The organism is Pseudonocardia sp. DxW (assembly GCF_058448985.1).
Window position 1 is genome coordinate 17,688 of the sequence record NZ_JBZFLK010000027.1, and the last position, 21,729, is coordinate 39,416.

At 73.3% G+C, this 21,729-nt stretch carries 19 protein-coding genes; 11 read left to right on the plus strand and 8 right to left on the minus strand.

Annotation, left to right across the window (positions count from 1 at the left end; all coding sequences use genetic code 11):
* Positions 1-8 precede the first annotated feature (8 nt).
* The 6 genes from ACVJO7_RS29455 to rfbD all read right to left on the minus strand — a co-directional run bounded on the left by ACVJO7_RS29455 (position 9) and on the right by rfbD (position 7,717).
* Positions 9-1,247 carry a putative glycoside hydrolase gene (locus ACVJO7_RS29455; protein ID WP_491675631.1) on the minus strand — a complete coding sequence of 413 codons (1,239 nt, stop codon included), beginning with the start codon at positions 1,245-1,247 and terminating at the stop codon, positions 9-11.
* The gene (locus tag ACVJO7_RS29460) at positions 1,244-2,662 is read right to left on the minus strand and encodes a sugar transferase (protein WP_491675663.1); all 1,419 of its coding nucleotides are present in this window, start codon (positions 2,660-2,662) and stop codon (positions 1,244-1,246) included. Before ACVJO7_RS29460 ends, ACVJO7_RS29455 begins: the two co-directional genes overlap by 4 nt.
* A 642-nt stretch (positions 2,663-3,304) precedes the next feature.
* Positions 3,305-3,985 (minus strand): GOLPH3/VPS74 family protein, encoded by a 681-nt coding sequence (locus ACVJO7_RS29465; RefSeq protein ID WP_491675632.1) that lies wholly within the window; start codon positions 3,983-3,985, stop codon positions 3,305-3,307.
* A gap of 55 nt (positions 3,986-4,040) precedes the next feature.
* A complete protein-coding gene (locus tag ACVJO7_RS29470; RefSeq protein WP_491675633.1) occupies positions 4,041-5,987 on the minus strand; it encodes a hypothetical protein in 1,947 nt (648 codons plus the stop codon).
* A gap of 12 nt (positions 5,988-5,999) precedes the next feature.
* Positions 6,000-6,887: a glucose-1-phosphate thymidylyltransferase RfbA gene (gene rfbA / locus ACVJO7_RS29475; protein WP_358481530.1), complete on the minus strand. Its 888-nt coding sequence runs from the start codon at positions 6,885-6,887 to the stop codon at positions 6,000-6,002.
* The gene (rfbD, locus tag ACVJO7_RS29480) at positions 6,884-7,717 is read right to left on the minus strand and encodes a dTDP-4-dehydrorhamnose reductase (RefSeq protein WP_491675634.1); all 834 of its coding nucleotides are present in this window, start codon (positions 7,715-7,717) and stop codon (positions 6,884-6,886) included. Before rfbD ends, rfbA begins: the two co-directional genes overlap by 4 nt.
* 84 nt (positions 7,718-7,801) lie before the next feature.
* Here rfbD and rfbB point away from each other — a divergent pair, with 84 nt between their 5' ends.
* The 3 genes from rfbB to ACVJO7_RS29495 are packed head-to-tail and all read left to right on the plus strand — an operon-like array spanning position 7,802 to position 10,749.
* Positions 7,802-8,773 carry a dTDP-glucose 4,6-dehydratase gene (gene rfbB / locus ACVJO7_RS29485; protein WP_491675635.1) on the plus strand — a complete coding sequence of 324 codons (972 nt, stop codon included), beginning with the start codon at positions 7,802-7,804 and terminating at the stop codon, positions 8,771-8,773.
* Positions 8,770-9,375 carry a dTDP-4-dehydrorhamnose 3,5-epimerase family protein gene (locus tag ACVJO7_RS29490; RefSeq protein ID WP_491675636.1) on the plus strand — a complete coding sequence of 202 codons (606 nt, stop codon included), beginning with the start codon at positions 8,770-8,772 and terminating at the stop codon, positions 9,373-9,375. Before rfbB ends, ACVJO7_RS29490 begins: the two co-directional genes overlap by 4 nt.
* A 9-nt stretch (positions 9,376-9,384) precedes the next feature.
* Entirely contained in the window at positions 9,385-10,749 is a 1,365-nt protein-coding gene (locus tag ACVJO7_RS29495; RefSeq protein ID WP_491675637.1) for a UDP-glucose dehydrogenase family protein, read from the plus strand.
* On the opposite strand, the gene ACVJO7_RS29500 is transcribed toward ACVJO7_RS29495, so the two are convergent.
* Positions 10,719-11,648 (minus strand): NmrA family NAD(P)-binding protein, encoded by a 930-nt coding sequence (locus ACVJO7_RS29500; RefSeq protein ID WP_491675638.1) that lies wholly within the window; start codon positions 11,646-11,648, stop codon positions 10,719-10,721. The two genes, ACVJO7_RS29495 and ACVJO7_RS29500, sit on opposite strands and share 31 nt — an antisense overlap.
* A gap of 89 nt (positions 11,649-11,737) precedes the next feature.
* Between ACVJO7_RS29500 and ACVJO7_RS29505 the strand changes: the two genes are divergently transcribed.
* From ACVJO7_RS29505 to ACVJO7_RS29540, 8 genes are all read left to right on the plus strand, one after another.
* A complete protein-coding gene (locus ACVJO7_RS29505) occupies positions 11,738-12,352 on the plus strand; it encodes a TetR/AcrR family transcriptional regulator (RefSeq protein ID WP_491675639.1) in 615 nt (204 codons plus the stop codon).
* A 66-nt stretch (positions 12,353-12,418) separates the two neighbouring features.
* Positions 12,419-13,741: an MFS transporter gene (locus tag ACVJO7_RS29510; protein WP_491675640.1), complete on the plus strand. Its 1,323-nt coding sequence runs from the start codon at positions 12,419-12,421 to the stop codon at positions 13,739-13,741.
* A gap of 9 nt (positions 13,742-13,750) precedes the next feature.
* A complete protein-coding gene (locus ACVJO7_RS29515; protein WP_491675641.1) occupies positions 13,751-15,196 on the plus strand; it encodes a DUF2252 domain-containing protein in 1,446 nt (481 codons plus the stop codon).
* An 11-nt stretch (positions 15,197-15,207) separates the two neighbouring features.
* A complete protein-coding gene (ctaJ, locus tag ACVJO7_RS29520; RefSeq protein WP_491675642.1) occupies positions 15,208-15,444 on the plus strand; it encodes an aa3-type cytochrome oxidase subunit CtaJ in 237 nt (78 codons plus the stop codon).
* A complete protein-coding gene (locus tag ACVJO7_RS29525; RefSeq protein WP_491675643.1) occupies positions 15,431-15,913 on the plus strand; it encodes a DUF5130 family protein in 483 nt (160 codons plus the stop codon). The genes ctaJ and ACVJO7_RS29525 overlap by 14 nt, the downstream gene beginning before the upstream one ends.
* A gap of 142 nt (positions 15,914-16,055) precedes the next feature.
* Positions 16,056-16,721: a response regulator transcription factor gene (locus ACVJO7_RS29530; RefSeq protein ID WP_491675644.1), complete on the plus strand. Its 666-nt coding sequence runs from the start codon at positions 16,056-16,058 to the stop codon at positions 16,719-16,721.
* A 183-nt stretch (positions 16,722-16,904) separates the two neighbouring features.
* Positions 16,905-18,479, plus strand: coding sequence for a sensor histidine kinase (locus ACVJO7_RS29535; protein ID WP_491675645.1), 1,575 nt, complete (start codon positions 16,905-16,907; stop codon positions 18,477-18,479).
* A 159-nt stretch (positions 18,480-18,638) separates the two neighbouring features.
* On the plus strand, positions 18,639-19,007 hold the full coding sequence (locus ACVJO7_RS29540) for a (Fe-S)-binding protein (protein ID WP_344019716.1): 369 nt from the start codon (positions 18,639-18,641) through the stop codon (positions 19,005-19,007).
* Positions 19,008-19,064: 57 nt separating this feature from the next.
* Here ACVJO7_RS29540 and pepN read toward each other — a convergent pair whose 3' ends face one another.
* Positions 19,065-21,677 carry an aminopeptidase N gene (gene pepN, locus ACVJO7_RS29545; protein WP_491675646.1) on the minus strand — a complete coding sequence of 871 codons (2,613 nt, stop codon included), beginning with the start codon at positions 21,675-21,677 and terminating at the stop codon, positions 19,065-19,067.
* Between the last annotated feature and the right edge of the window lie 52 nt (positions 21,678-21,729).

Here is a 21,729-nt window from a genome sequence, read left to right on the forward strand (position 1 = left end):
GGCCCGGGTCAGTCCCGGACCAGGACCAGACCGTCGGCGGAGGGGATCGTGACGGAGCGCCCCGCGGCCCCTCCGCCGGTGAGCTGCAGCCCCGCCGGGAGAGCGACGTCGGCGTCGGCGCCGGTCGGATTGAGCCCCACCCACCCGCCGTGGAACCCGCGGGTCCACACCCCGTTCGCGGGATCGAGGACGGCCGGCCCGGCCGGGGCACCGAGATCGAGCGACTGGTAGCCCGACCAGGCCGGCTGGGAGTAGTCCACGGTGCGGGAGAGCGTCCAGTGGGTGCCAGGCCCGGCCAGCAGTGCCGCTCCGGCGAAACCGGTGCGCTCCACCGAGTTCTCCCGGGCCGAGTCGTGTCCGGTCCCGCTGACGAGCAGGGTGAGCCGGTCCCCGGCGGCCGCCACCGCGAGCATCTCGTCCCACTGGGCGCCGTGCCAGGTGAGCAGCTCGCCGTCCACGTACTGCGCGAAGTTCTCCTCCAGCGCGCCCCCGAACCGGGAGTGCGACGTCCAGCGGCCCGGGTACAACCGCGCCTCGGAGATGTTCGGGACGAACCTGCGGCCGTGTTCGGCGAGCGCCGCCCCGGCCTCCGTGATCATGGCGTCGAGACCGTCGCGCAGCAGCTCGTCGGTCTCCTCCCGGCTCGCCGTGCCGGCGACGACGGCGTCGGAGTAGAAGCCGAGCGAGGCCATGTCGTTGTCGGCGAACACCCCGTCCCAGCCGTCCCGCAGCACCTCGGCCACGACCGACTCCGTCCAGCTCCGCCGGTAGGCCGGATCCCAGACGGTCATCTGCCAGTGTTCGGGGTAGGGCCCCCACTCGATCCGGTTCCCGGCGGTGTCGAGCGCGAACCAGCCGGGATCGGCGTCGTCGAAGGTGACACCGGTGGGCACCCGGCCGTCGGGCGCCGGGGCGTAGCTGCGGGTCGAGGCGAGATCCTTGTAGACCAGCAGTGTGATGCCCGGCGCAGCGGTGCGCAGTTCCCGGGCGGCCTCCAGCTCCCACGAGTTCAGGATCACGACCGGATAGCGCTGCGCGGCGTCGGTGTACGCGACGCCGGAGAAGCCCTGGCCGGTGGCCAGCCACAGGCCGCCGACCGCCGGTTCACGTGCCGGGACGGTGGCGTCCGGGACGTCGAACGCCACCGGGGACGGTCCGGTCGTGCAGCCGGCTGCCGCGAGTCCGGCGGCCGACAGCGCCAGCGCCCCGAAGCGTCGACGGGACAGCCCGGATCGTGCACCGCTCAATGCTCACCCCTGCGCAACAGCTCGCGGGCCGTCCGGAGCAGGATCTGGACGTCCAGCCAGAGCGACCAGCTCGCGATGTAGTAGTTGTCGTGCTTGGCCCGGTCGGCGATGGAGGTGTCCCCGCGCAGGCCCGAGATCTGGGCGAGGCCGGTCAGGCCGACCGGGACCCGGTGCCGCTTCGCGTACAGGTCGTGATCGGCGGAGAACCGCTCGACGAAGGACGGCCGCTCCGGCCGGGGGCCGACCAGGCTCATGTCGCCGCGCAGGATGTTCCAGAGCTGGGGCAGCTCGTCGAGCGAGGTCCGGCGCAGGAACCGGCCCACCGGACCCACCCGCGGATCCCCGACCAGCGACCACCTGGTCTGCTGCTCGGCCTCCGTGGCGGGACGCATGCTGCGGAACTTGTAGAGCACGAACGGTGCGCCGTCCAGGCCGATCCGCTCCTGCCGGAAGATCAGCGGGCGGCCGCTCTCCAGCAGCACCGCCAGCGCGACCACCGCCATCACCGGCGACGCGATCGTCAGGCCGACGCCCGCGGCGACGATGTCCATCAGACGCTTGAACCGCCAGCTGAACCTGTTCATGGGGTGGGCGGGCAGCCGGAGCAGGGGCAGACTGCGCAGCCGCTCGATCCCCGCGTAGTCGTGGATGAGCTCGGCCAGCCAGGGGAAGAGGAGGACCTCCAGCCCGTGCCGGCGGGCCTCGATCGCGGCGTCCAGCACGACCGAGTCCGGCACCTCCGGACAGGCGAACACCACGACGCGTGCGCCCTGTCTCCGGGCGCCCTCCCGGATCCGGTCGGACAGCGTGTGGAGCTCCCGGGAGGCCTGCAGGTCGAGGTCCTCGGACAGCACGTGCCCGAGCGGGCGCAGACCGTAGACGGGGTGCGCCCGCATGGTCTCCTCGAGCTCGACCGCGCGGCGCCCGGTGCCGACCAGCAGCGTGGGCTCGATCAGTCCGAGCCGGCTGCGAGCGGTGCGGGCGAGCAGCAGCACTCCCGCACGCAACAGCAACGCCAGCGCGGTGGCGAGCAGCACGCTGAGCACGGGACCGGCCACGTCCAGATTGGTCCCCATGGTGTATTGGGCGAGCATGCCGCCGGACAGGACCAGGCCGAGCGTGATCAGGCAGGCCGCGAGCTCACGGGGTAGGTCGTCGAACCAGGACAGCCGCAGTCGCGTCCGGTAGAGCCGCGAGCCGCACCGCACGAGGAGGAGCGCGGCGACGGTGAGCGCGACGCCGCGGCGGCCCGACGGCGAGACGACGAGGAGCGCTACCGCCACGGCGATCAGGTCGGCGGCCACCAGGGAACAGGTCAGCAGGCTGACCCGGTAGCTGAGCCGGAGTAGTGCCCGCGGGACCCGGGGAGCGGCCGCCGCAATCCGGCCACGACTCTCCGTAATCGTTTCTGGAATTGTCGCGGTTTTCGGTTCGACAGCCGCCCGGGCGCGCGGAAAATGCGGCACCGCGGCCTCGGTGTCGAGGTCCGGTCGGATCTGGCCGGTCAGGCCGGTGGAATCCGCATGCATTCCTTACCCCCGGACAGGATCGCGTTCGGAACGGAGCCGATCGCGCAGGGAATCGTGGGAATCGTCCTGAGATCCGCGAAATCGACCACGGAACGTGTCGGAACACGCGGAGCCTAGCACGACGCTGGGTCACCACCAGTCCGAAGTTGACCTGCATTGGTGTCGCACAACTCTCCTGACCAGTACCGAAAGCACCATTGTCCGACCACTCACCGTATGTACGTCGCCCGGGCGGGTGCTTACGTTACGTGCGGTGATCCGGCTAGCCGGCCCTGCGCCGTCCGGCGGTCGGCTGCTCCCGCGTGCGGCGCGTTCTGGTCCGGTCATCCGTTGGCAGACGCTGCGCTGCACGGCGCAATGGTGATTGGGCGGTGCCCGGTCGTCCAGTGAAGTCGGATCGTGACGCGCGCGACACGCCTTCGGGTCGGTGGGCGAATTTTCCTACAGTTCACATACGTCTCGAATTCGAACGATGACGGAACGTGCACAGAACGGCGGGCGGCTCCGGGTACCGGCCTCCGGTCGGGCTCACCCGGAGCCCGACGAGGTGACGACCACCGTGGTGACGGCGGCCGTCACCGCGGCCGCCACCACGGCGTCGTACTGCGCCTTCACCACGGGGTTGTCCTTCAGTCCCTTCGCGATCGTCGCCGCCCGCTTCGTCCCGATCCTCCGCTGCGCCGGGTCCGCCCCGGCGAGTGCCGCCTTGACCTGCGACGTCGCGTTCAGCAGCGTGATCAGCAGCGCGTCGTGCGCCCCCGGCTCGATCCCGGTGACCAGGATCCCGCGCAGCCGCTCCCGCAGCGCGCGCTCCGGCGCCGGATCGAGCGCGGGCAACCGGGTGGTGCGGAACAGCCCGAGGACCTTCCCCTCCTCGCGGCTGAGCACGCCGTCGTCGACCAGCCGCTCGGCGACCAGCTCGGCCGGCTTCGTGTGCTTCCACGGCAGCGTGCTCGTCCAGTGCGAGACGGTGCGCGGCTTGCTGTCGGCCGCGACGACGTCGTAGACCTTCCGCAGCGCCGGATGCTCGGGCGCCCGGTCGCCCGGGTGCAGCTTCTTGCGGTCGTCGACGGTCACCGCGCCGCTCCCGATCAGGTCGCAGACCAGTGCGCCGTGCAGGCAGGACGGGTCGAACCAGCCGTCGGCCTTCCCGGTCTCGTCGTGCAGTCCGATGAGCAGCAGTTCCTCGCTGAGCAGCAGTTCCCCCATGCCCGACGACGGTAACCGGGCCGGGCCCGGCGCACCTCCGTCGCGAGGACGAGATCTACGGCGCCGCGGTGACCTCCGGCGGACCCATGGCGTCCGGCCCGCGCCGGTCGGTGCGCAGCTCCACGGTCACCTCGCGGGACCCGCCGCGCGGTGACCGGGTGTGCAGCGCGGCCCGTACCCGGTACACGTGCTCGGCGGTGCGCCCGATCCGCAGCAGCCCGAGCGCCTCCGGGTTGCCGCGACCGAGCCCGGTCAGCGAGACCGCGACGTCGCCGGCGTCCGGATCGGGGCGGACCACCGCCCGGCTGCGCAGGTCACCGATCCGGGCCAGCGGCGCACCGGGGGCGTAGGGGTCGCGGACCGCCGATCCGCCGGACAGCGCCCGCAGCAGCTTCGCGGGGACCGCGAACAGCGTCTCGACGAGGGTGGACCCGGCGACCAGCGACATCGGCGACGACACCAGCTCCAGCAGCGGCAGCGACGGCGCGTGCCCGACGTAGCTGGCGTGGATGTCGCCGCCGACGGTCACCGTGGGGCGTCCGGCCCGGGCGGTGACCAGGCCGTCCCAGAACCGGGCGTACTGGTCGGGGTAGTCGGCGATCTGCAGGTCGATCGCCCGCTCCACCCGGGCGCCGAACGGGCGGTCCCGCAGTCGGGTCCGGTACGGCGGCACCAGCAGCGGCTGCGGGGTGACCAGCACCAGCACGGGCGCCTCGGCGGCGATGGCGAGCGCCTGCCCCAGCGCCTCGGCATCGACGAACGCCGACAGTGCCGGGTCGTCGGTCCGCCGGGTGCGCCGGGTCCGGGTGTCCAGCAGCACGATCTGCACGTCGTCGAGGTCGATCCGCTGCACCACCTGGTTGAGCGGCCGGTGCACCCGGCCGGGCGGGTCGTGCCGGGGCGGGCGGTGCGGATCGGCGGCAGGATCGTCGTCGAGCTCGCCGCGGGTGATCCGGCCGGTGTCGCGGTCGCGCACGCTCGGCGTCTGGAACGAGCCGTACAGATCGAACGCGGCCCGCCCCCAGGCGTCCCACTCGTCGGGGTGCGGCGGGTGGTAGTTCTGCACCAGCGGATCGTCCGGCGCCGGGCCGGGATCGGCCGGGACGGGCACCGGATCGCCGGGCCGCCGCCGGGCCAGTGCCAGCTGCCTGCGGACGGTGCCGATAGCCGCGCGGGCGATGTTGGCGTAGGAGTGCCGGGCGGTGACCGAGGACTGCGGCCAGTTGTTCCAGAACTCGTGGTCGTCGGGCAGGAACCAGTGCGGGCCGTGGGTGAGCAGCGCGCGCATCCCGAGACGGCGGTGCTCGCCGTAGCGCTGCATCCCCCAGGACGTCCAGTACTCCAGCAGCCCGTAGGTGCGCGGGGTGCTGCGGGCCATCGTGCCGTAGAACTTCGCGGGCGCGTCGGCGTAGACCTGGTCGCCGGTCAGCAGCGTCAGGTCCGGCTCCGCGATCCCGTCGCGCAGCCTGCGGAACGCGGCGTCGAGCGCGTTCGTGGTGTCGGTGTCGGCGTCGTAGCAGGATCCGACCAGCGCGGTCAGCTCGCCGCCGATCCCGATCCGGTGCGGCAGCGTCCGCACCCGGCAGGACGCCCGCCGGTGCTCCTCGCGCAGCCCGGCCACCGGGGCGAGCTCGACCGACGCCTCGCCCCAGCTGTCCGGCTCCAGCCGGTCGACGACGACGTGGCCGTGGAAGAACCGGGTGCCCGACCGCCAGCCGGTGACCGGGCGCTCGGAGTCGAACCCGAACCGCAGCAGCTCGGTGGTCACCGGCCCGCCGGTGCCGAGATCGACCCGCACGGTCGCGGTCAGCGTCTCGGCGGCGCAGCCGTGCACCAGCGCGCCGATCCACAGCCGCACCTGCCGGGTCCCGGCGTCCTTCCCGACGACGAGCAGGCCCGGCTCGATGTCGCCCTCCGGGCCGCCGCGGTGCCCGAGCAGCCACTGGCCCAGCCGGAACAGGGCGTGCTGGAAGCGCCGCACGGGCGCCGTCGCCTCGGTCACGCCACCAGCCTGTCAGCCCCGGAACTGCTCTGCGACACCCATCACGTACTCACCGTAACCGGAGCCGGCCTGGCGGGCGCCGAGCGCGTGGCAGGCGTCGGCGTCGATGAAGCCCATCCGCAGGGCGACCTCCTCGACGCAGGCGATCCGCACGCCCTGCCGGTTCTCCAGCACCCGGACGTACTGGCCGGCGTCGGTCAGCGACTCGTGGGTGCCGGTGTCGAGCCAGGCGAAGCCGCGGCCGAGGTCCTGCAGCTCGGCCCGGCCCTGCTCCAGGTAGACCCGGTTGACGTCGGTGATCTCCAGCTCGCCGCGGGCGGACGGGGTGATCGAGGCGGCGATGTCGACGACCTGGGAGTCGTAGAGGTAGAGCCCGGTGATCGCGCGGTCGGAGCGCGGCTTCTCCGGCTTCTCCTCGATGGACACCAGCCGGCCGTCGGCGTCCGCCTCGCCGACGCCGTAGCGCTCCGGGTCGCGCACCGGATAACCGAACAGCACGCAGCCGGTCCGCCCGCTCGCGACGTCGGCGGCCCGCCGGCGGAGCATGCTCCCGAACGACGCGCCGTGGAAGATGTTGTCGCCCAGCACCAGCGCCGACGGTCCGCCGCGGACGTGCTCGGCCCCGATCACGAACGCCTCGGCCAGGCCGTTCGGGCTGGGCTGCTCGGCGTAGCCGATCTCCAGGCCGAGCTCGGCGCCGTCGCCGAGCAGCCGCTGGAAGCCGGGCAGGTCGTGCGGGGTGGAGATCAGCAGGATCTCCCGGATCCCGGCCAGCATCAGCGTGGTCAGCGGGTGGTAGATCATCGGTTTGTCGTAGACCGGCAGCAGCTGCTTCGAGACCGCCCGGGTGAGCGGGAAGAGCCTGCTGCCGGTGCCCCCGGCCAGGATGATCCCCTTCACGACCGGGCTCCCAGGTGGGTGTCGAGGGCGTCGCGCCACGACGGCATCGTGACGCCGGCCCGGGTGAGCAGGCTCAGGTCGAGCACCGAGTTCGCCGGCCGGCGGGCCTGCTGCCGTCCCGCGGCGTACTCGGCGGTGGACACCGGGCGGACGTCGGCCGGGTCGCGGCCGTGCCGGGCGAACACCTCGGCGGCCAGTCCGTGCCAGCTGACCGGCTCGCCGTCGTTGGTCACGTGCACCGTTCCGCGCTCCCGCCCGGTGAGCAGCACCAGCGCCGCAGCCAGGTCGGCGGCGAAGGTCGGCCTGCCGATCTGGTCGTCGACGACGGTGGGGGAGACGCCGTCGCGGGCCAGCCGGGCCATCGTCGCGACGAAGTTGCCGCCGTCACCGACCACCCAGCTGGTGCGGACGACGAGGTGCTCCGGGGCGCCCGCACGCACCGCGAGCTCCCCGGCGGCCTTGGACGCCCCGTAGACGCCGAGCGGGGAGAGCGGCGTGTCCTCGGGCATCGGGCCGGGAGCGGAGCCGTCGAACACGTACTCGGTCGAGACGTGCACGAGCAGGAAGCCGTACCGGGCGGCGGCCCCCGCCAGGTGCGCGGGACCGAGCGCGTTGACCCGCCACGCCGCGGCGGGCTCGTGCTCGGCCCGGTCGACCGCGGTGTACGCGGCCGCGTTGAACACTACGTCGGCGCCGGTGAAGTCGTGGCCGGCGACGGCGCCCGGATCGCCGATGTCGAGGGCGCCGTGGCCGAGGGCAACCGCATCCGGCAACGCCGCGGTCAGGGCCCGTCCGAGCTGCCCGTCCGCACCCAGCACGCACGCGCGCACGCCGGTCACCTCCCTCGCCCTGGTGTGGTCGCTCGGAGCGACTCTGACACGCTGGCCTGCGGACACCGGCGACGGGGAGGGCGAATGCAGGTCGTGGTCACCGGCGGAGCGGGCTTCATCGGCTCGCACCTCGTGCGCACCGTCCTCGCCGACCGGCACCCGTCGTTGGCCGGTGCCGAGGTGGCGGTGCTCGACGCGTTCACCTACGCCGGCCGGATCGAGAACCTGGCCCCGGTGCGCGACTCCCCGCGGCTGCGGATCGAGCACGCCGACATCCGCGATCCCGTCCGGGTCCGCGAGGTGCTCACAGGCGCCGACCTGGTGCTGCACCTGGCCGCCGAGACGCACGTGGACCGCTCGATCACCGGCGCCGCGGACTTCGTGACCACCAACGTGGTCGGCACCCAGGTGCTGCTGCAGGCGGCGCTCGATCTGGGAGTCGGCCGGTTCGTGCACGTCTCCACCGACGAGGTGTACGGCTCGATCGAGGACGGCTCGTGGCCGGAGACCGATCCGCTGGAGCCGAACTCGCCGTACGCGGCGGCGAAGGCGGGCAGCGACCTGCTGGCCCGCTCGTACCACCGCACGCACGGCCTGGACGTCGTGGTGACCCGCTGCTCGAACAACTACGGCCCGTACCAGTTCCCGGAGAAGGTGGTCCCGCTGTTCGTCAGCAACCTGCTCGACGGCCGGCCGGTCCCGCTCTACGGCGACGGCGGCAACGTCCGCGACTGGCTGCACGTCGACGACCACTGCCACGGCATCGCGCTGGCGGCGGCGAAGGGCCGGGCCGGCGAGGTCTACAACATCGGCGGCGGCACCGAGCTGAGCAACCGCGAGCTCACCCACCGGCTGCTCGCCGAAGTCGGCGCGGGGGAGGACATGATCGAGCGGGTGGCCGACCGCAAGGGGCACGACCGCCGGTACTCGGTGGACTGGACGAAGATCCGCGATGAGCTGGGGTACGCGCCCCGGGTGCCGTTCGACGAGGGACTGGCCGCGACCGTGGCCTGGTACCGGGACAACCGTGACTGGTGGGAGGCACTGCGCACGTGAAGGCCACCGAACTCTCCATCGACGGGCTGTGGCTGTTCGAGCCGACCGTCTTCCCGGACGACCGCGGGTCGTTCACCGCGCCGTTCCAGGGGCCGGCGTTCCGCGAGGCGCTCGGCTTCGACCTGACCGTGGCCCAGGCGAACCAGTCGGTGAGCCGGCGCGGGGTGATCCGCGGCGTGCACGTCGCCGACGTCCCGCCGGGCCAGGCGAAGTACGTGCACGTCGCCGAGGGCGCCGTCCGCGACGTCGTGGTCGACCTGCGGGTGGGCTCGCCGACGTTCGGCCGGTTCGAGGTCGTCGATCTCGACGCCGGGTCGTTGCGCGCGCTGTACCTGGCGGAGGGGCTGGGGCACGCGTTCCAGGCGCTGAGCGACCGGGCGACGGTCGGGTACCTGTGCTCGACGCCGTACGCCCCGGCGGCCGAGCACGGCATCGACCCGCTGGACCCGGAGCTGGGGCTGCCCTGGGCGGACGGCGTCCCGCCGGTGCTGTCGGCGAAGGACCGGGCCGCCCCCACCCTGCGGCACGCGCTGGACACCGGGATGTTGCCCTCTCGCGAACTCTGTGACGTCCGGTATCAGCAGCTCCGGGCGGATGATTAGTCTCCGGCCATGGCGCAGAGCAACGAGCTTGCCGAATCACCGCGGGCCCCGGAGGCGCTCAGGATCTCGGTGATCGGGTGCGGCTACCTGGGCGCGGTGCACGCCGCGTCGATGGCGGAGCTGGGGCACGAGGTCGTCGGGGTCGAGGTCGACGTCGAGAAGGCCGAGGCGCTGGCCGCCGGCCGGGTCCCGTTCTTCGAGCCCGGCTTCGAGGAGCTGCTGCGGCGCTCGCTGGCGTCCGGCCGGCTGAGCTTCTCCCCGGACATGAAGGCGGCGACCGGGGCGGCGGTGCACTTCGTGTGCGTCGGCACCCCGCAGCGCCGCGGCGAGTACGCGGCCGACCTGACCTACGTGGAGGCGGCGACGTCGTCGCTGCTCGACGTGCTGGGCCCCGGCGAGCTGGTGGTCGGCAAGTCCACCGTCCCGGTCGGGACCGCGGCCCGGCTGGCCGCGCTGGTCGCCGAGCGGGTGCCGGAGGCGGCGCTGGCCTGGAACCCGGAGTTCCTGCGCGAGGGCTTCGCGGTGCAGGACACCCTGCACCCCGACCGCCTCGTGTACGGCGTGCCGGACGGCGGACCGGTCGACGCCGAGGCCCTGCTGGACCGGGTGTACGCGCGGATCGTCGCCGACGACACCCCGAAGGTCGTCACCGACTACGCGACCGCCGAGATGGTGAAGACCGCCGCCAACTCCTTCCTGGCGACCAAGATCTCCTTCATCAACGCGATGGCCGAGCTGTGCGAGGCCACCGGCGCCGACGTCAAGCAGCTCGCCGACGCGATCGGGCACGACGACCGGATCGGCCGCAAGTTCCTCAACGCCGGGCTCGGCTTCGGCGGCGGCTGCCTGCCCAAGGACATCCGGGCGTTCATGGCCCGGGCCGGTGAGCTGGGCGCCGACCAGGCGCTCACCTTCCTGCGCGAGGTCGACAACATCAACATGCGGCGCCGGATCCGGATGGTGGAGCTGGCCCGTCAGGTGTGCGACGACTCGCTGCTCGGCAAGCGGATCGCCGTGCTGGGGGCCGCGTTCAAGCCCGACTCGGACGACATCCGGGACTCCCCGGCGCTCAACGTCGCGGCCCAGCTGCAGCTGCAGGGCGCGAGCGTGCGGGTCACCGATCCGCAGGCGCTGCCCAACGTACGCCGGCAGTGGTCGCAGCTCGACTGCGTCGACACCCCCGAGGAGGCCGCCGAGGGTGCCGACGCGGTGCTGCTGCTCACCGAGTGGCGGCAGTACAAGGAGCTGGACCCGGCCGCGTTCGGTGCGGTGGTGCGGACCCGCCGGGTGCTCGACGGCCGCAACGCGCTCGACCGGGAGGCGTGGGAGGCCGCCGGCTGGACCTACCGCGCGCTGGGCAGGCGCAACGCCTGACGCTGCGCGAGCGCCCACTCGGTGAATCCGGTGGTGGGCAGGCCCAGCTCCCGGGCCGATCGCGGGTCGGCCGGGGACGGGTGCCGCGCGGCGAACTGCTGGGCCCGGACGAGGACGTCCGGCAGCCCGGCGGCGCGGGCGACGTCCGGATCGTCGGAGACGGTGATCGCCAGGTCCCAGGCGCCGGACAGCGCGGCCGCGGCCGCCCGGAAGCTGATCCGCTCACCGGCCAGCTCCAGGACGACGCCGTCGAACCGGTCCGGCTCGGCGAACGCGGCGGCCGCCGCGGCGCCGATGTCGGCCAGCGCGACGAACGGCTGCGCGACGGAGGCGTCAGCGGCCAGGATCATCCGCTCCGGGTCGCCCCCGGCGTGGTACATCGAGGGCTGCAGGAAGTTCTCCATGAACCCGGCCGGGCGCAGCACGGTGACCCGGCCCGCGCCGCTGCCGGTGAGCAGTCGCTCCGCCGCGAGCTTGGTCCGCCAGTAGTGCGGCATGTGCTCGCCCCAGGTCAGCGGGTCCACCGCGCCGGCGCGCCCGTGCAGGCCGGCTCCGCTGACCGAGGTGTGCACGACCTGCTCCACCCCGGCCGCGCGGACCGCGTCGGCGATCGCGCCGGCGTGCCGCAGCTCGCGGTCGCCGAGCAGGTCGGTCAGGTCCGGCATCTGCACCGAGAACACCGCCCGCGCGCCGAGGGCCGCCGCGGCCACCGACGCCGGATCGTCGAGATCGCCGGTCACCAGGTCGATCCCGGCGTCGGCGAGCGCCAGGGCCTGCTCGGTGCCGGGATCGCGGACCAGTGCGCGCACCGGCCGCCCGGCCGCCCGCACCGCCCGGGCCACCGCACCGCCCTGCTTGCCGGTCGCTCCGGTCACGAGTACCGCGTCGTTCATCGTCATCCCCTCATCCAGAGAAACGGAGATGTTCTCCGTTTCGCTCCCGCTACGATATGGAGAACCACCCCGTTTGTCGAACGCCGGAGCTGCCGATGACCCCGACCACCGGTCGCGCCGACCGCAGGCGGAACCGGGAACGGCTGATCGAGGCCGCCGCCGAGGTGTTCCGGCGGGACGGGCCGGCCGCCCCGCTGGAGGAGATCGCCCGCCGCGCCGGGGTCGGCTCGGCGACCCTGCACCGGCACTTCGGCTCCCGCCGGGACCTGCTCGAAGCGGTGTGCGCCGACGGGATCGACCAGCTCTGCGTGCGCGCCGAGGAGCTCGCCGCGGGCCCCGCGGGTCCGGCGGGTCCGGCGGAAGGGGCCGGGACGGTCCTGTGGGGCTGGCTCGACGAGCTGGTCCGTTTCGCCTCGGCGACCCGCGGCGTGGTCGGTGTCCTGCTCGCCGAGCCGCCCGGGCCGGAGCTGCCGGTCTGTCACAGCAACCGGCTGCGCGACGTCCTCGGGCCGCTGCGGGCCCGGGCCGGCGGATCCGGGGCGGTACACCCGGAGGCGACCGTGGACGACCTGCTCGCCCTCGTCACCGGGATCTCCCGGGTCACCGAGGACGATCCGGAGGCGGCGAGCAGGCTGCTGCGGCTCGCCCGGGCCGGGGTCGGATCGGATCGAATCAGCCACGAAAGGGTGACTCGCATGGGCGGAGCGTGATCGGCTGATTGCGCAGCGGCACGAGAGGTGGGCTCGACGGCCGCATCCGAGCGGGAGGCCCGACGCGTGAGTACCGATCTCCGTGCTGTCATCGACGATGCCCCGATGCGCGCCTTCCAGTGGCGGGCGATCGCGATCTGCGTGCTGCTGAACGTGCTCGACGGCTTCGACGTGCTGGTCATGGCGTTCACCGGCCGGACCGTCGCGCAGGAGTGGGGGCTCGGCGGCGCCGAGCTGGGCCTGCTGCTCTCCGCCGGGCTGGTCGGGATGGCGGCCGGCTCGCTCGCGCTCGCCCCGGTCGCCGACCGGATCGGCCGCCGCCCGGTGATCCTGATCGGGCTGCTCGTGGCCGGCAGCGGGATGCTGCTGTCCTCGCTCGCGCCGTCCGCGGTCGCGCTGGGTGCGCTGCGGGTGCTCACCGGGTTCGGCGTCGGCGGGGTGCTGGCCTGCAGCACCACCATCGCCACCGAGTACGCCGCGCGCCGCTGGCGGCCGCTCGCGGTCGGCCTGGTCGGGATCGGATACGCCGGCGGCGCGACGCTCGGCGGCCTGCTCGCCGTCACCATGATCGAGGCGTTCGGCTGGCGGGCCGTCTTCCTGACCGGCGGGCTCGCCACCCTCGCCGCCGTGCCGGTGGTGCTGCTCGCGCTGCCCGAGTCGCTGCAGTTCCTGCTCACCCGCCGCCCGGCGGGCGCGCTGGACCGGGTCAACCGGCTGCTGGCCGGGCTGCGGGCGCCCACGCTGTCCGAGTTGCCGCCGCCGGTCGCCGGTGCGGCCGCCGCCGGTGATGGCTTCCGCGCCCTGCTGGCGCCCGGTGTGTGGCCCACCACGCTGCGCCTGTGGGCGCTGTTCTTCCTGGTCATGGCCGGCTTCTACGTGGTCACCAGCTGGACGCCGACGCTGCTGGTCGAGGCCGGTCTGTCCGAGTCGCAGGGGCTCACCGGCGGGACCCTGCTCAACCTCGGCGGGATCTTCGGAACCCTGCTGCTGGGGCTGCTGGCCGCGCGCTGGACACTCCGCTCCGTCCTCATCGGGTACATGCTCGCCACCGGCGTGCTGCTCGCAGCGTTCCTGCCCGCCCTGGGCTGGCTGGCGGTGGCCTTCTCGATCGGGATCGTGATCGGCGTCGTGGTGAACGGCTGTGTCGGCGGCATGTACGCGCTCACCGCGACCGGCTACGACGACGGCATCCGGGCCACCGGCGTCGGCGCAGCGATCGGGATCGGCCGGATCGGGGCCGTCGTCGCACCGACCGCGGCCGGTGCGCTGCTCGACGCCGGATGGAGCCCGAACGCGCTCTACCTCGCCTGCGCGGTCCTCTTCGTGCTCGGCGCCGGGGTGCTGCTCGGGCACCGGCCGACCGTGGCCACCGAGGCCCGGCTGCAGTAGGAACAGGGGGTGACCTCGCACCCGGTACTGGCCGGCGCCGATCGCGAACCCTACGGCTCGCTGCACCGTCGATCCACACCGCGCTCGGAGCGCTACCGGATCGGCCGGGGCCTGCGGAGGACCGCGCCGCGGTCCACACTGGCGTCCTGGGCGTCGGCGCTGCGCCGGGTCGATCCGGTCGACCTGGTGGAGGCCACGAACGCCGGCCGGGTGCCCGAGCTCGTCCCGCTGCGGATCCAGCGGATGAGCGCCTCCCCGCACGCCTTCCTGCGCGGGGCGGCCGCGCTGCACGCCGCCGACTTCGCGGTGCTGCCCGCCACCGGCATCCATCCGGTCATCTGCGGCGACGCGCACCTGGGCAACTTCGGCTTCTACGCCTCGCCGGAGCGCGAGCTGGTCTTCGACCTCAACGACTTCGACGAGGCCCATCCCGGTGCCTGGGAGTGGGACCTGCGCCGGCTGGTCGCCTCCACCTGGACGGCCGGGCGGGACTCCGGGGCGTCCGAGCGGCAGTGCGAGGAGGCGGTCCGCCGCTGCGTGCGCGCCTACGCCGAGCACCTGCGGGCGCTGGCCGAGCAGCCGCTGCTGGGCCGCTCGTTCGACGTGATGGACGTCGACACGCTGCGCTCGGACACCGGCAACAAGCGGGCCCGGCGGGCCGTCGACAAGGCCGCCGAACGCGCCCGCACCCGGACCAGCGACCGCGCGCTGCCCCGGTTCGTGACCGACGACGGCGGGGAGCGCCGGATCGTCACCGAGCCGCCGCTGATCACCCATCCCGACGACGAGCACACCGAGCGGATCCTGGCCGCGCTGGACGGCTACCTGGCGACCCTGCCGCCGCACTGGGCGCGCATCCTCGGCGGCTACCACGCCGTCGACGTGGCCCACAAGGTCGTCGGCGTCGGCTCGGTCGGCCTGCGCGCCTATCTCGTGCTGTGCGAGGGATCCAGCCCGGACGACGTGCTGTTCCTGCAGCTCAAGCAGGCCCGCCGGTCGGTGGTCGCGCCGTTCGTGCACGGCACCGAGGCGTGGCACGACCACCAGGGACAGCGCGTCGTCGAGTACCAGCAGGCACTGCAGACGGTGTCCGATCCGCTGCTCGGCTGGACCAGCATCCACAGCAGCCGGCACGGCCTCCAGCAGTTCTACGTGCGCCAGTTCCGGGACATGAAGGGGGCGATCGTCCCGGACCGGCTGGACGGCCCGGCGCTCGCCGACTACGCCGCCGTCTGCGGCCAGCTGCTCGCGAAGGGACACGCCCGCACGTCCGGCGCCTCGATGATCGCCGGCTACCTGGGCGGCGGCGGGCGGGTGGCGGACGCGTTGTGCGCCTTCGCCCGCGCCTACGCCGACCAGACCGAGGCCGATCACGACTCCTTACTGCGCGCAATCCGTTCCGGACGCCTGTCGGATCGGACACCTGGGCAGGTGCCGGGCGGCGCCATCGGCTAGGTTCTGGCCCCGTGACCGTCGTCGAGACACTCCTGGTCTACGTGGTCGCGCCGGTGGTTCTGTACTTCGCGGTCTGGGGATGGATCGCAGTGCGCAGCCGGAGCGGCCGCTCCCGCAACACGGCGGGGGGCGCGTGGCCGTACGAGCCCCTGTTCTGGATCGCCAACCCGGCCGGTGCCGCGCACGATGCTGCGCACGCACCGGCGGACGGCAGCGACGCGCGAGGAGGTACCGGTGGGAAGTGGTAGCGGCGTCGCCGTCTTCCAGGGCAACGAGGACGAGCTGCCCGAGGGCTCGGTCGTCACCAACTCCGGTCGCCTGTCGGTGGCCCGCGAGTTCCGCGAGCCGGACCCGTCCGAGCAGCCCTTCACCCCGGTCCAGCTCGCCCGCCTGGACGACGCGCTGACCCTCACCAGCCGGGAGACCGGCCTTCGGTTCGCGCTCTACCTCGGCGACCTCGGCGACGACGCGCGGCGGACCGCGGTCGACCTGCACGGCCGGATCGAGGGCTACGACGACGCCGTGCTGGTCGCGGTCAGCCCCGGGCAGCGGCTGCTGGAGATCGTCACCGGGGCCGAGGCCAAGGTCCGGCTCCCGGACCGCGGCGCCAAGCTCGCCCTGATGAGCATGGTGGCCTCCTTCAAGGAGGGTGACCTGTTCAACGGACTGCTGTCCGGTCTGCGGATGCTGGCCGACCAGGCCGGCACCCGGCGCTGACCTCGGCGTTCCACCCCGACCGGGCACGCGGCCGCCGCACCGGCGGACGCACCAGCCGCGTGTCCGGTACGTGGACGACACCACGAAGGGCCGAACGGTTCTAAGGTGTCTTTATGTCGTCCCCGGAGGGGGCGGTCAGGGAATGACCGCCGGCAGTCCGATCCTGATCGTCGACGACCACGAGCTGGTCGGTTCGGCGCTCGCACTCAACCTGCGCGCCGAGGGTGAGGACGCCACCTTCTTCCCGGTGCGGTCGGCGGCTGTGGTGCTGGAGCGCGCCCGCACCGGCGAGCCCGGCCTGATCGTGCTGGACCTCGATCTCGGACGGGACCCCGACGGCAACCGGATCGACGGCGTGCAGCTGGTCGGCCCGCTGGTCGACGCGGGTTGGCGGGTGGTCGTGCTGTCCGGCAGCTCCGACGCCGGCCGGGTGGGCGCCGCGCTGGACGCGGGGGGCTTCGTGTTCGTCCCGAAGAACGCGCCGTTCCCGGCGCTGCTGAACGCGATCCGGGAGGCCCGGATGGGACGCTCCGTGATGCCGCCGGGGCGGCGCGAACAGTTCATCCAGCTGTACCGGGACCGCGAGCAGGAACGTCGCGAGCTCTACGGAAAGCTCGGGAAGCTCACGCAGCGCGAGCGCGAGGTGCTGGCCCTGCTGGCGGGCGGGAAGCGGGCCCAGGCGGTGGCCGACCACTTCGTCGTGTCGCTGGCGACGGTCCGGACCCAGATCCGCGCGGTCCTCACGAAGCTCGAGGTCGGTTCCCAGCTCGAGGCCGTGGCGTTGTATCGGAAGGCCGCAGGCATCTGACCTGCAATTACACTGAATGGTCCTACGTAGTTGGGGCAAAAGGTCCTATGGTGGACCGACCGTGCTCGACCGTACGCTCCGTCACGACAAGGCCGTTCGTCCGCAAGGGTGACCCCCTCTCGCCTTATATCACCGACGTCATATCATTGACCATTCATCAATCTGGGGGATACGGAGCGTAAGTTGGCGGCCGGCAGCTTCAGCGGTGTCCTCGGGCGGCACCGCCGCGCGCGGTTCATCGCCGGGCATCTCGGGGATCTCCTGGTTGTCGTCACGCTGTGTGTCGTTGTCGTCGCGGTCACCCGCCCCCAGGTCGTCGGCGGCTGGATCGACGTCGCGACCGCCACCGCCGTCCTGACCCTCGTCGCGGCCGCGTTCGGCTCGGCCGCCGCGATCGTCGCCCTGGTCACCGGCCGGCTCACCGGCGATCCGCGGCCCTCCTGGTTCGGCGCGGCGCTGTTGCTCTACGGCGTCGTGCTGCTGCCGATGTCGGCGCTGGTCGTGCAGAACAACCCGGACGGCGTGGCCCGGCTCGCGGTGCTGTCGATGCTGGTGATCGGGCTGTGCATCCTGATCGCGGCGCTCCGCCCGCCGGCCCGGCTCGGCGCGTGGGGCGGCTGGGCGCTGATCGCGCTCGCCTTCGCGGTCGGCGCGATCGTCGCGCTGCAGGAGGAGAGCCGGTTCACCACGCTGCTCGCCGGCAGCCCGCTGACCTCGCTGGTCGCCCAGGCCGGGTGGGCGACGGTCGCGGTGCTGTTCCTGCTCGACGGCTACCGGCGGCAGAGCCGGATCCGGGCCCGGCTCGGCCTCGGGCTGCTGGTGATCGCGGTGTCCCAGCTCTACCGCACGGTCGTGCCGTCCGAGCCGGTCACCGGCCTGGCGTACCCGTCGCTGCGGATCCTCGGCATGGCGGTGGTGCTCTCCGCCCTGCTCACCATGGCGCTGCGCGCGGTCAGCCAGATCCAGGACGACTACGACCGGCTGCAGGAGACCCTCGGGGACGCGACGCTGCTGCTGGAACGGGCGGCCGGGCAGGCGGCGGAGCGCGATCACGAACTGCGCAACGGGCTCGCCGGTCTCGCCGGCGCGGCCTACCTGCTCTCGCACGGCAGCGGCGACCCGCAGACCGGGCAGCTCCGCGACGCCGTGCTGACCGAGCTGGGCAGGCTGCGCGAGATGCTGGAGAACCCGCTGACCGCGCACGTCGAGGACGGCCCGGCGGTGGCGCAGGCCGACCCGATGATCGACGAGCGGGACGCCGAGCTGCTCGACCTGGGCCCCCGCTTCAGCCCGGCGGCGACCGCGGCCGAGCCGGCCGAGGTCCCCGACTCGCACCGGGTGGACGTGGTGCTGCGCCAGCTGGTGAGCCTGCGCGCCGAGCTCCCGATCCGGCTCGACGTCGACGACGACCTCCCGGTCGTCGCGGCGCCGGACACGGTGACCCGGCAGGTCGTCACCAACCTGCTCGCCAACTGCGACCGGCACGCACACGGCGCCCCGGTCGAGGTCCGCGGGCGCACCGCCGACGAGCCCGGGTTCGTGACCGTCGAGGTCCGCGACGAGGGCCCCGGCCTCCCGGACGGGCAGGACGAGCTGGTGATCACCCGCGGGGTGCACGACGAGCGGGCCGGCGGGTCCGGCCTCGGGCTGCACATCAGCGCCCAGCTGGCGCAGGAGTACGGCGGCGAGCTGGTACTCCGGACGGCGCACGACCCGCGGGGCTGCCTCGCCGTGCTCACCCTTCCGGCCGTCACCTGATCGGGGCGTTCGGGCAGCCGGAACCGCAGGTCAGGCCACCGAGGGCTACTTCGAAGCGGACAGTCATTCCCCGGAAGCCCGTTCTGATCCCATACTGGACGTCGACGGTGTCCGCCGAGCGACGACGCACGGGCCACCGTCCGTACGAAGGAGGTCACCATGGCGCACCCGCACGACGGCGCGGAGAGCACCGCAGGATCGCGGCCGAACGGACGCCGGTCGATGTCGCACCCCACGACCCCCTCGGCAGCGGTCCTCACACCGCCGACCGGCCTGCCCGCGGTCGAGCCGACGGCCCCGCCGCGGATCCCGGCACAGCGGACCCCGGCCACCCCCACCCCGCCGGCGCCGGTGGACGCGGGGGTGCGGACGTGTTCCTGCGGGCACCCGGAGGAGATGCACGAGCACTACCGTCCCGGCACCGACTGCGGGGCCTGCGGGGCACGCACCTGCAGCTCGTTCCGGCTCGACGGAGAGGACCGGCCCGCCGGCCGGCTCCGCGGGCTGCTGCGGCGCCGTCGCGGCTGACCGCCCGGCCGGGCCGGCGGGACGCGAGGTCCCGCCGGCGCGGTGACGTCCGGGCGGCTACGGCTGCTCGACCGCGGTCGCCTGGTCCGGCGTCGAGGGGGTCGGCTGGGCGTCGAACTCGCGCGCGGCGAGCGCCCGCACGATCCCGGCCCGGCCCTCCGACACCAGCCGGCGCAGCGCCGCCGGCTTGGAGCCGTCGGCCAGCCAGTGGTCGGCGGCGTCGACCGTCTGCTGGTCCACCGCCCACGACGGGAACAGCCCGATCACCACGTTCTGCGCCACCTCCGAGGTGCGGCGCGCCCAGACGCCGTCGATCTCGGCGAAGTAGCGCTCGACGTAGTCGCCCAGCAGCCCGCGCTGCGCGGGGTGCGAGAACCCGGCGATGATCGACTCGTTGACGGCGTTCGGCAGCGTGTCGTCGTGCACGGCACGCTGCCAGGCCCGCTCCTTCGCCTCCGCGGTCGGCACCAGCGCGCGGGCCCGCTCGGCGTGCCGGGCGCCGGTCGAGGTCGGGTCGCGCTGCTCCTCCTCGGCGATCTCGGTCTCGCCGGCCTTCCCGTGCGCGACCAGCGCGTGCAGCAGCCGCCAGCGCAGGTCGGTGTCCACGGTCAGCCCGTCCGGGACCCGGACGTCGAGCAGCCAGCCCTTCATCGAGTCCAGGGTGTTCTCCGGCAGCACCGACGCGGCGAGCGCGTTCACCACGGCGAGTTGGACGTCCGACCCGGGCGGGGCGGTGTCCAGGCGGAACCGCAGCGCGTCGGTCAGCAGCGGCCAGCCCCGGCCGGTCGCCCACTCGGGCGTGCAGTACGAGGCGGTCGCCGTCTGCGCCTGCAGCAGCAGCCGCTGGACCACGCCGATCTCGGACTCGGTGTCGAACCCGCCGGCGACCAGGGTGACGAAGTCGCGGGCCTTCAGCTCGGCCTCGCGGGTCATCTCCCAGGCCGAGGACCAGCACAGGGTGCGCGGCAGCGGATCGGCGATGTCGCCGATCCGGTCGACCAGGGTGGCCAGCGAGCCCGGGTCCAGGCGCAGCGCGCAGTAGGTGAGGTCGTCGTCGTTGACCAGCACCAGCTTGCCGCGGGGCAGCCCCACCAGCTCGGGGACCCCGGTGCGCTCGCCGGACACGTCGAGCTCCACCCGCTGGGTCCGGACCAGCTTGCCGGTCGCCGGGTCGTCGTCGTACACGCCGACGGCGATCCGGTGCGTCCGCAGCTCACCGGCGCCCGGCCGGGCGCCGCCCTGCACGACGTCGAAGCTGGTGAACTTCCCGGCCTCGTCGACCCGGAAGGACGGCCGCAGCAGGTTCAGGCCGGTGGTGCGCAGCCACTGCGCGCCCCAGTCGGACAGGTCCCGGCCGGACGCCTTCTCCAGCGAGCCCAGCAGGTCGTCGAAGGTCGCGTTGCCCCAGGCGTGCGCGGCGAAGTAGTCGCGCAGCCCGGCCAGGAACGGCTCCAGGCCGACGTAGGCGACCAGCTGCTTGAGCACCGAGGCGCCCTTGGCGTAGGTGATGCCGTCGAAGTTCACCTCGACGGCCTGCAGGTCCGGGATGTCCGCGGCCACCGGGTGGGTGGAGGGCAGCTGGTCCTGGCGGTAGGCCCAGGACTTCTCCAGGTTCGCGAACGTCGTCCACGCGTTCGTGTACTCGGTCGCCTCGGCCTGGCACAGCACCGACGCCCAGGTGGCGAACGACTCGTTCAGCCACAGGTCGTCCCACCAGCGCATGGTCACGAGATCGCCGAACCACATGTGCGCCATCTCGTGCAGGATCGTCTCGGCGCGCCGCTCGTAGAGGGTGCGGGTGACCCGGGACCGGAAGACGTAGTCCTCGAGGAAGGTGACGGCGCCCGCGTTCTCCATCGCGCCCGCGTTGAACTCGGGCACGAAGAGCTGGTCGTACTTGCCGAACGGGTAGGTCACCCCGAAGTTGCGGTGGTAGAACCCGAAGCCCTGCTTCGTCTCGGTGAAGATCCGCTCGTGGTCCATGTGCGGGGCCAGCGAGGCGCGGCAGAAGATGCCGAGCGGGATCTCGCCGAACTCGTCGTGGTAGGTGTCGTGCCAGCTCTCGTACGGCCCGGCGATCAGCGCGACCAGGTAGGTGGAGAGGATCTCGGTCTGCTCGAAGCGGTGCACGCCGGCGCCGCCGCCCAGGGCGTCGACCGCCCCCGGCGCGTTCGAGACGACCTTCCAGCCCTCCGGCGCGGTCACCGTGAGGGTGTAGCGGGCCTTGAGATCGGGCTGGTCGAAGCAGGGGAACAGCCGCTTGCAGTCCGCGGTCTCGAACTGCGAGTACAGGTAGACGCCGCCGTCGACCGGATCGACGAAGCGGTGCAGGCCCTCGCCGGTGTTCGTGTAGCGGCCGGTGGAGACGACCGTCAGCTCGTTGTCGGCGGCCAGGCCGGGCAGCGCCAGGCCGTCGGACTCGGTCCAGCCGGAGACGTCGAGGGCGGTGCCGTTCAGCTCGGCCGAGGTGATGCCCTCGCCCACCCACTCGATCCAGGTGCTCCCACCGGGCTCGGTGGCGGTGAAGCGGACGGTGGTGGTCACCGCGAAGGTCCGCTCCGACGGGGCGCCCGCGCCGTCGGTGAGGTCGATCGTGACGTCGTAGGTCGACACCGCGATCTGCGCCGCGCGCTGCTCGGCCTGGGTGCGGGTCAGGTTGGGCGGGGTCATGGAGGTGCTCGGGTCCTCTCCGGGATCGGTGTCGCAGGGCATCCAATCACGT

Coding starts and splice junctions, on each gene's coding strand:
- ACVJO7_RS29530 (WP_491675644.1), top strand. CDS start 16,056: ATGACCGCCGGCAGTCCGATCCTGATCGTCGACGACCACGAGCTGGTC.
- ACVJO7_RS29505 (WP_491675639.1), top strand. CDS start 11,738: ATGACCCCGACCACCGGTCGCGCCGACCGCAGGCGGAACCGGGAACGG.
- ACVJO7_RS29500 (WP_491675638.1), bottom strand. CDS start 11,648: ATGACGATGAACGACGCGGTACTCGTGACCGGAGCGACCGGCAAGCAG.
- ACVJO7_RS29540 (WP_344019716.1), top strand. CDS start 18,639: ATGGCGCACCCGCACGACGGCGCGGAGAGCACCGCAGGATCGCGGCCG.
- pepN (WP_491675646.1), bottom strand. CDS start 21,677: ATGACCCCGCCCAACCTGACCCGCACCCAGGCCGAGCAGCGCGCGGCG.
- rfbB (WP_491675635.1), top strand. CDS start 7,802: ATGCAGGTCGTGGTCACCGGCGGAGCGGGCTTCATCGGCTCGCACCTC.
- ACVJO7_RS29465 (WP_491675632.1), bottom strand. CDS start 3,985: ATGGGGGAACTGCTGCTCAGCGAGGAACTGCTGCTCATCGGACTGCAC.
- ACVJO7_RS29495 (WP_491675637.1), top strand. CDS start 9,385: ATGGCGCAGAGCAACGAGCTTGCCGAATCACCGCGGGCCCCGGAGGCG.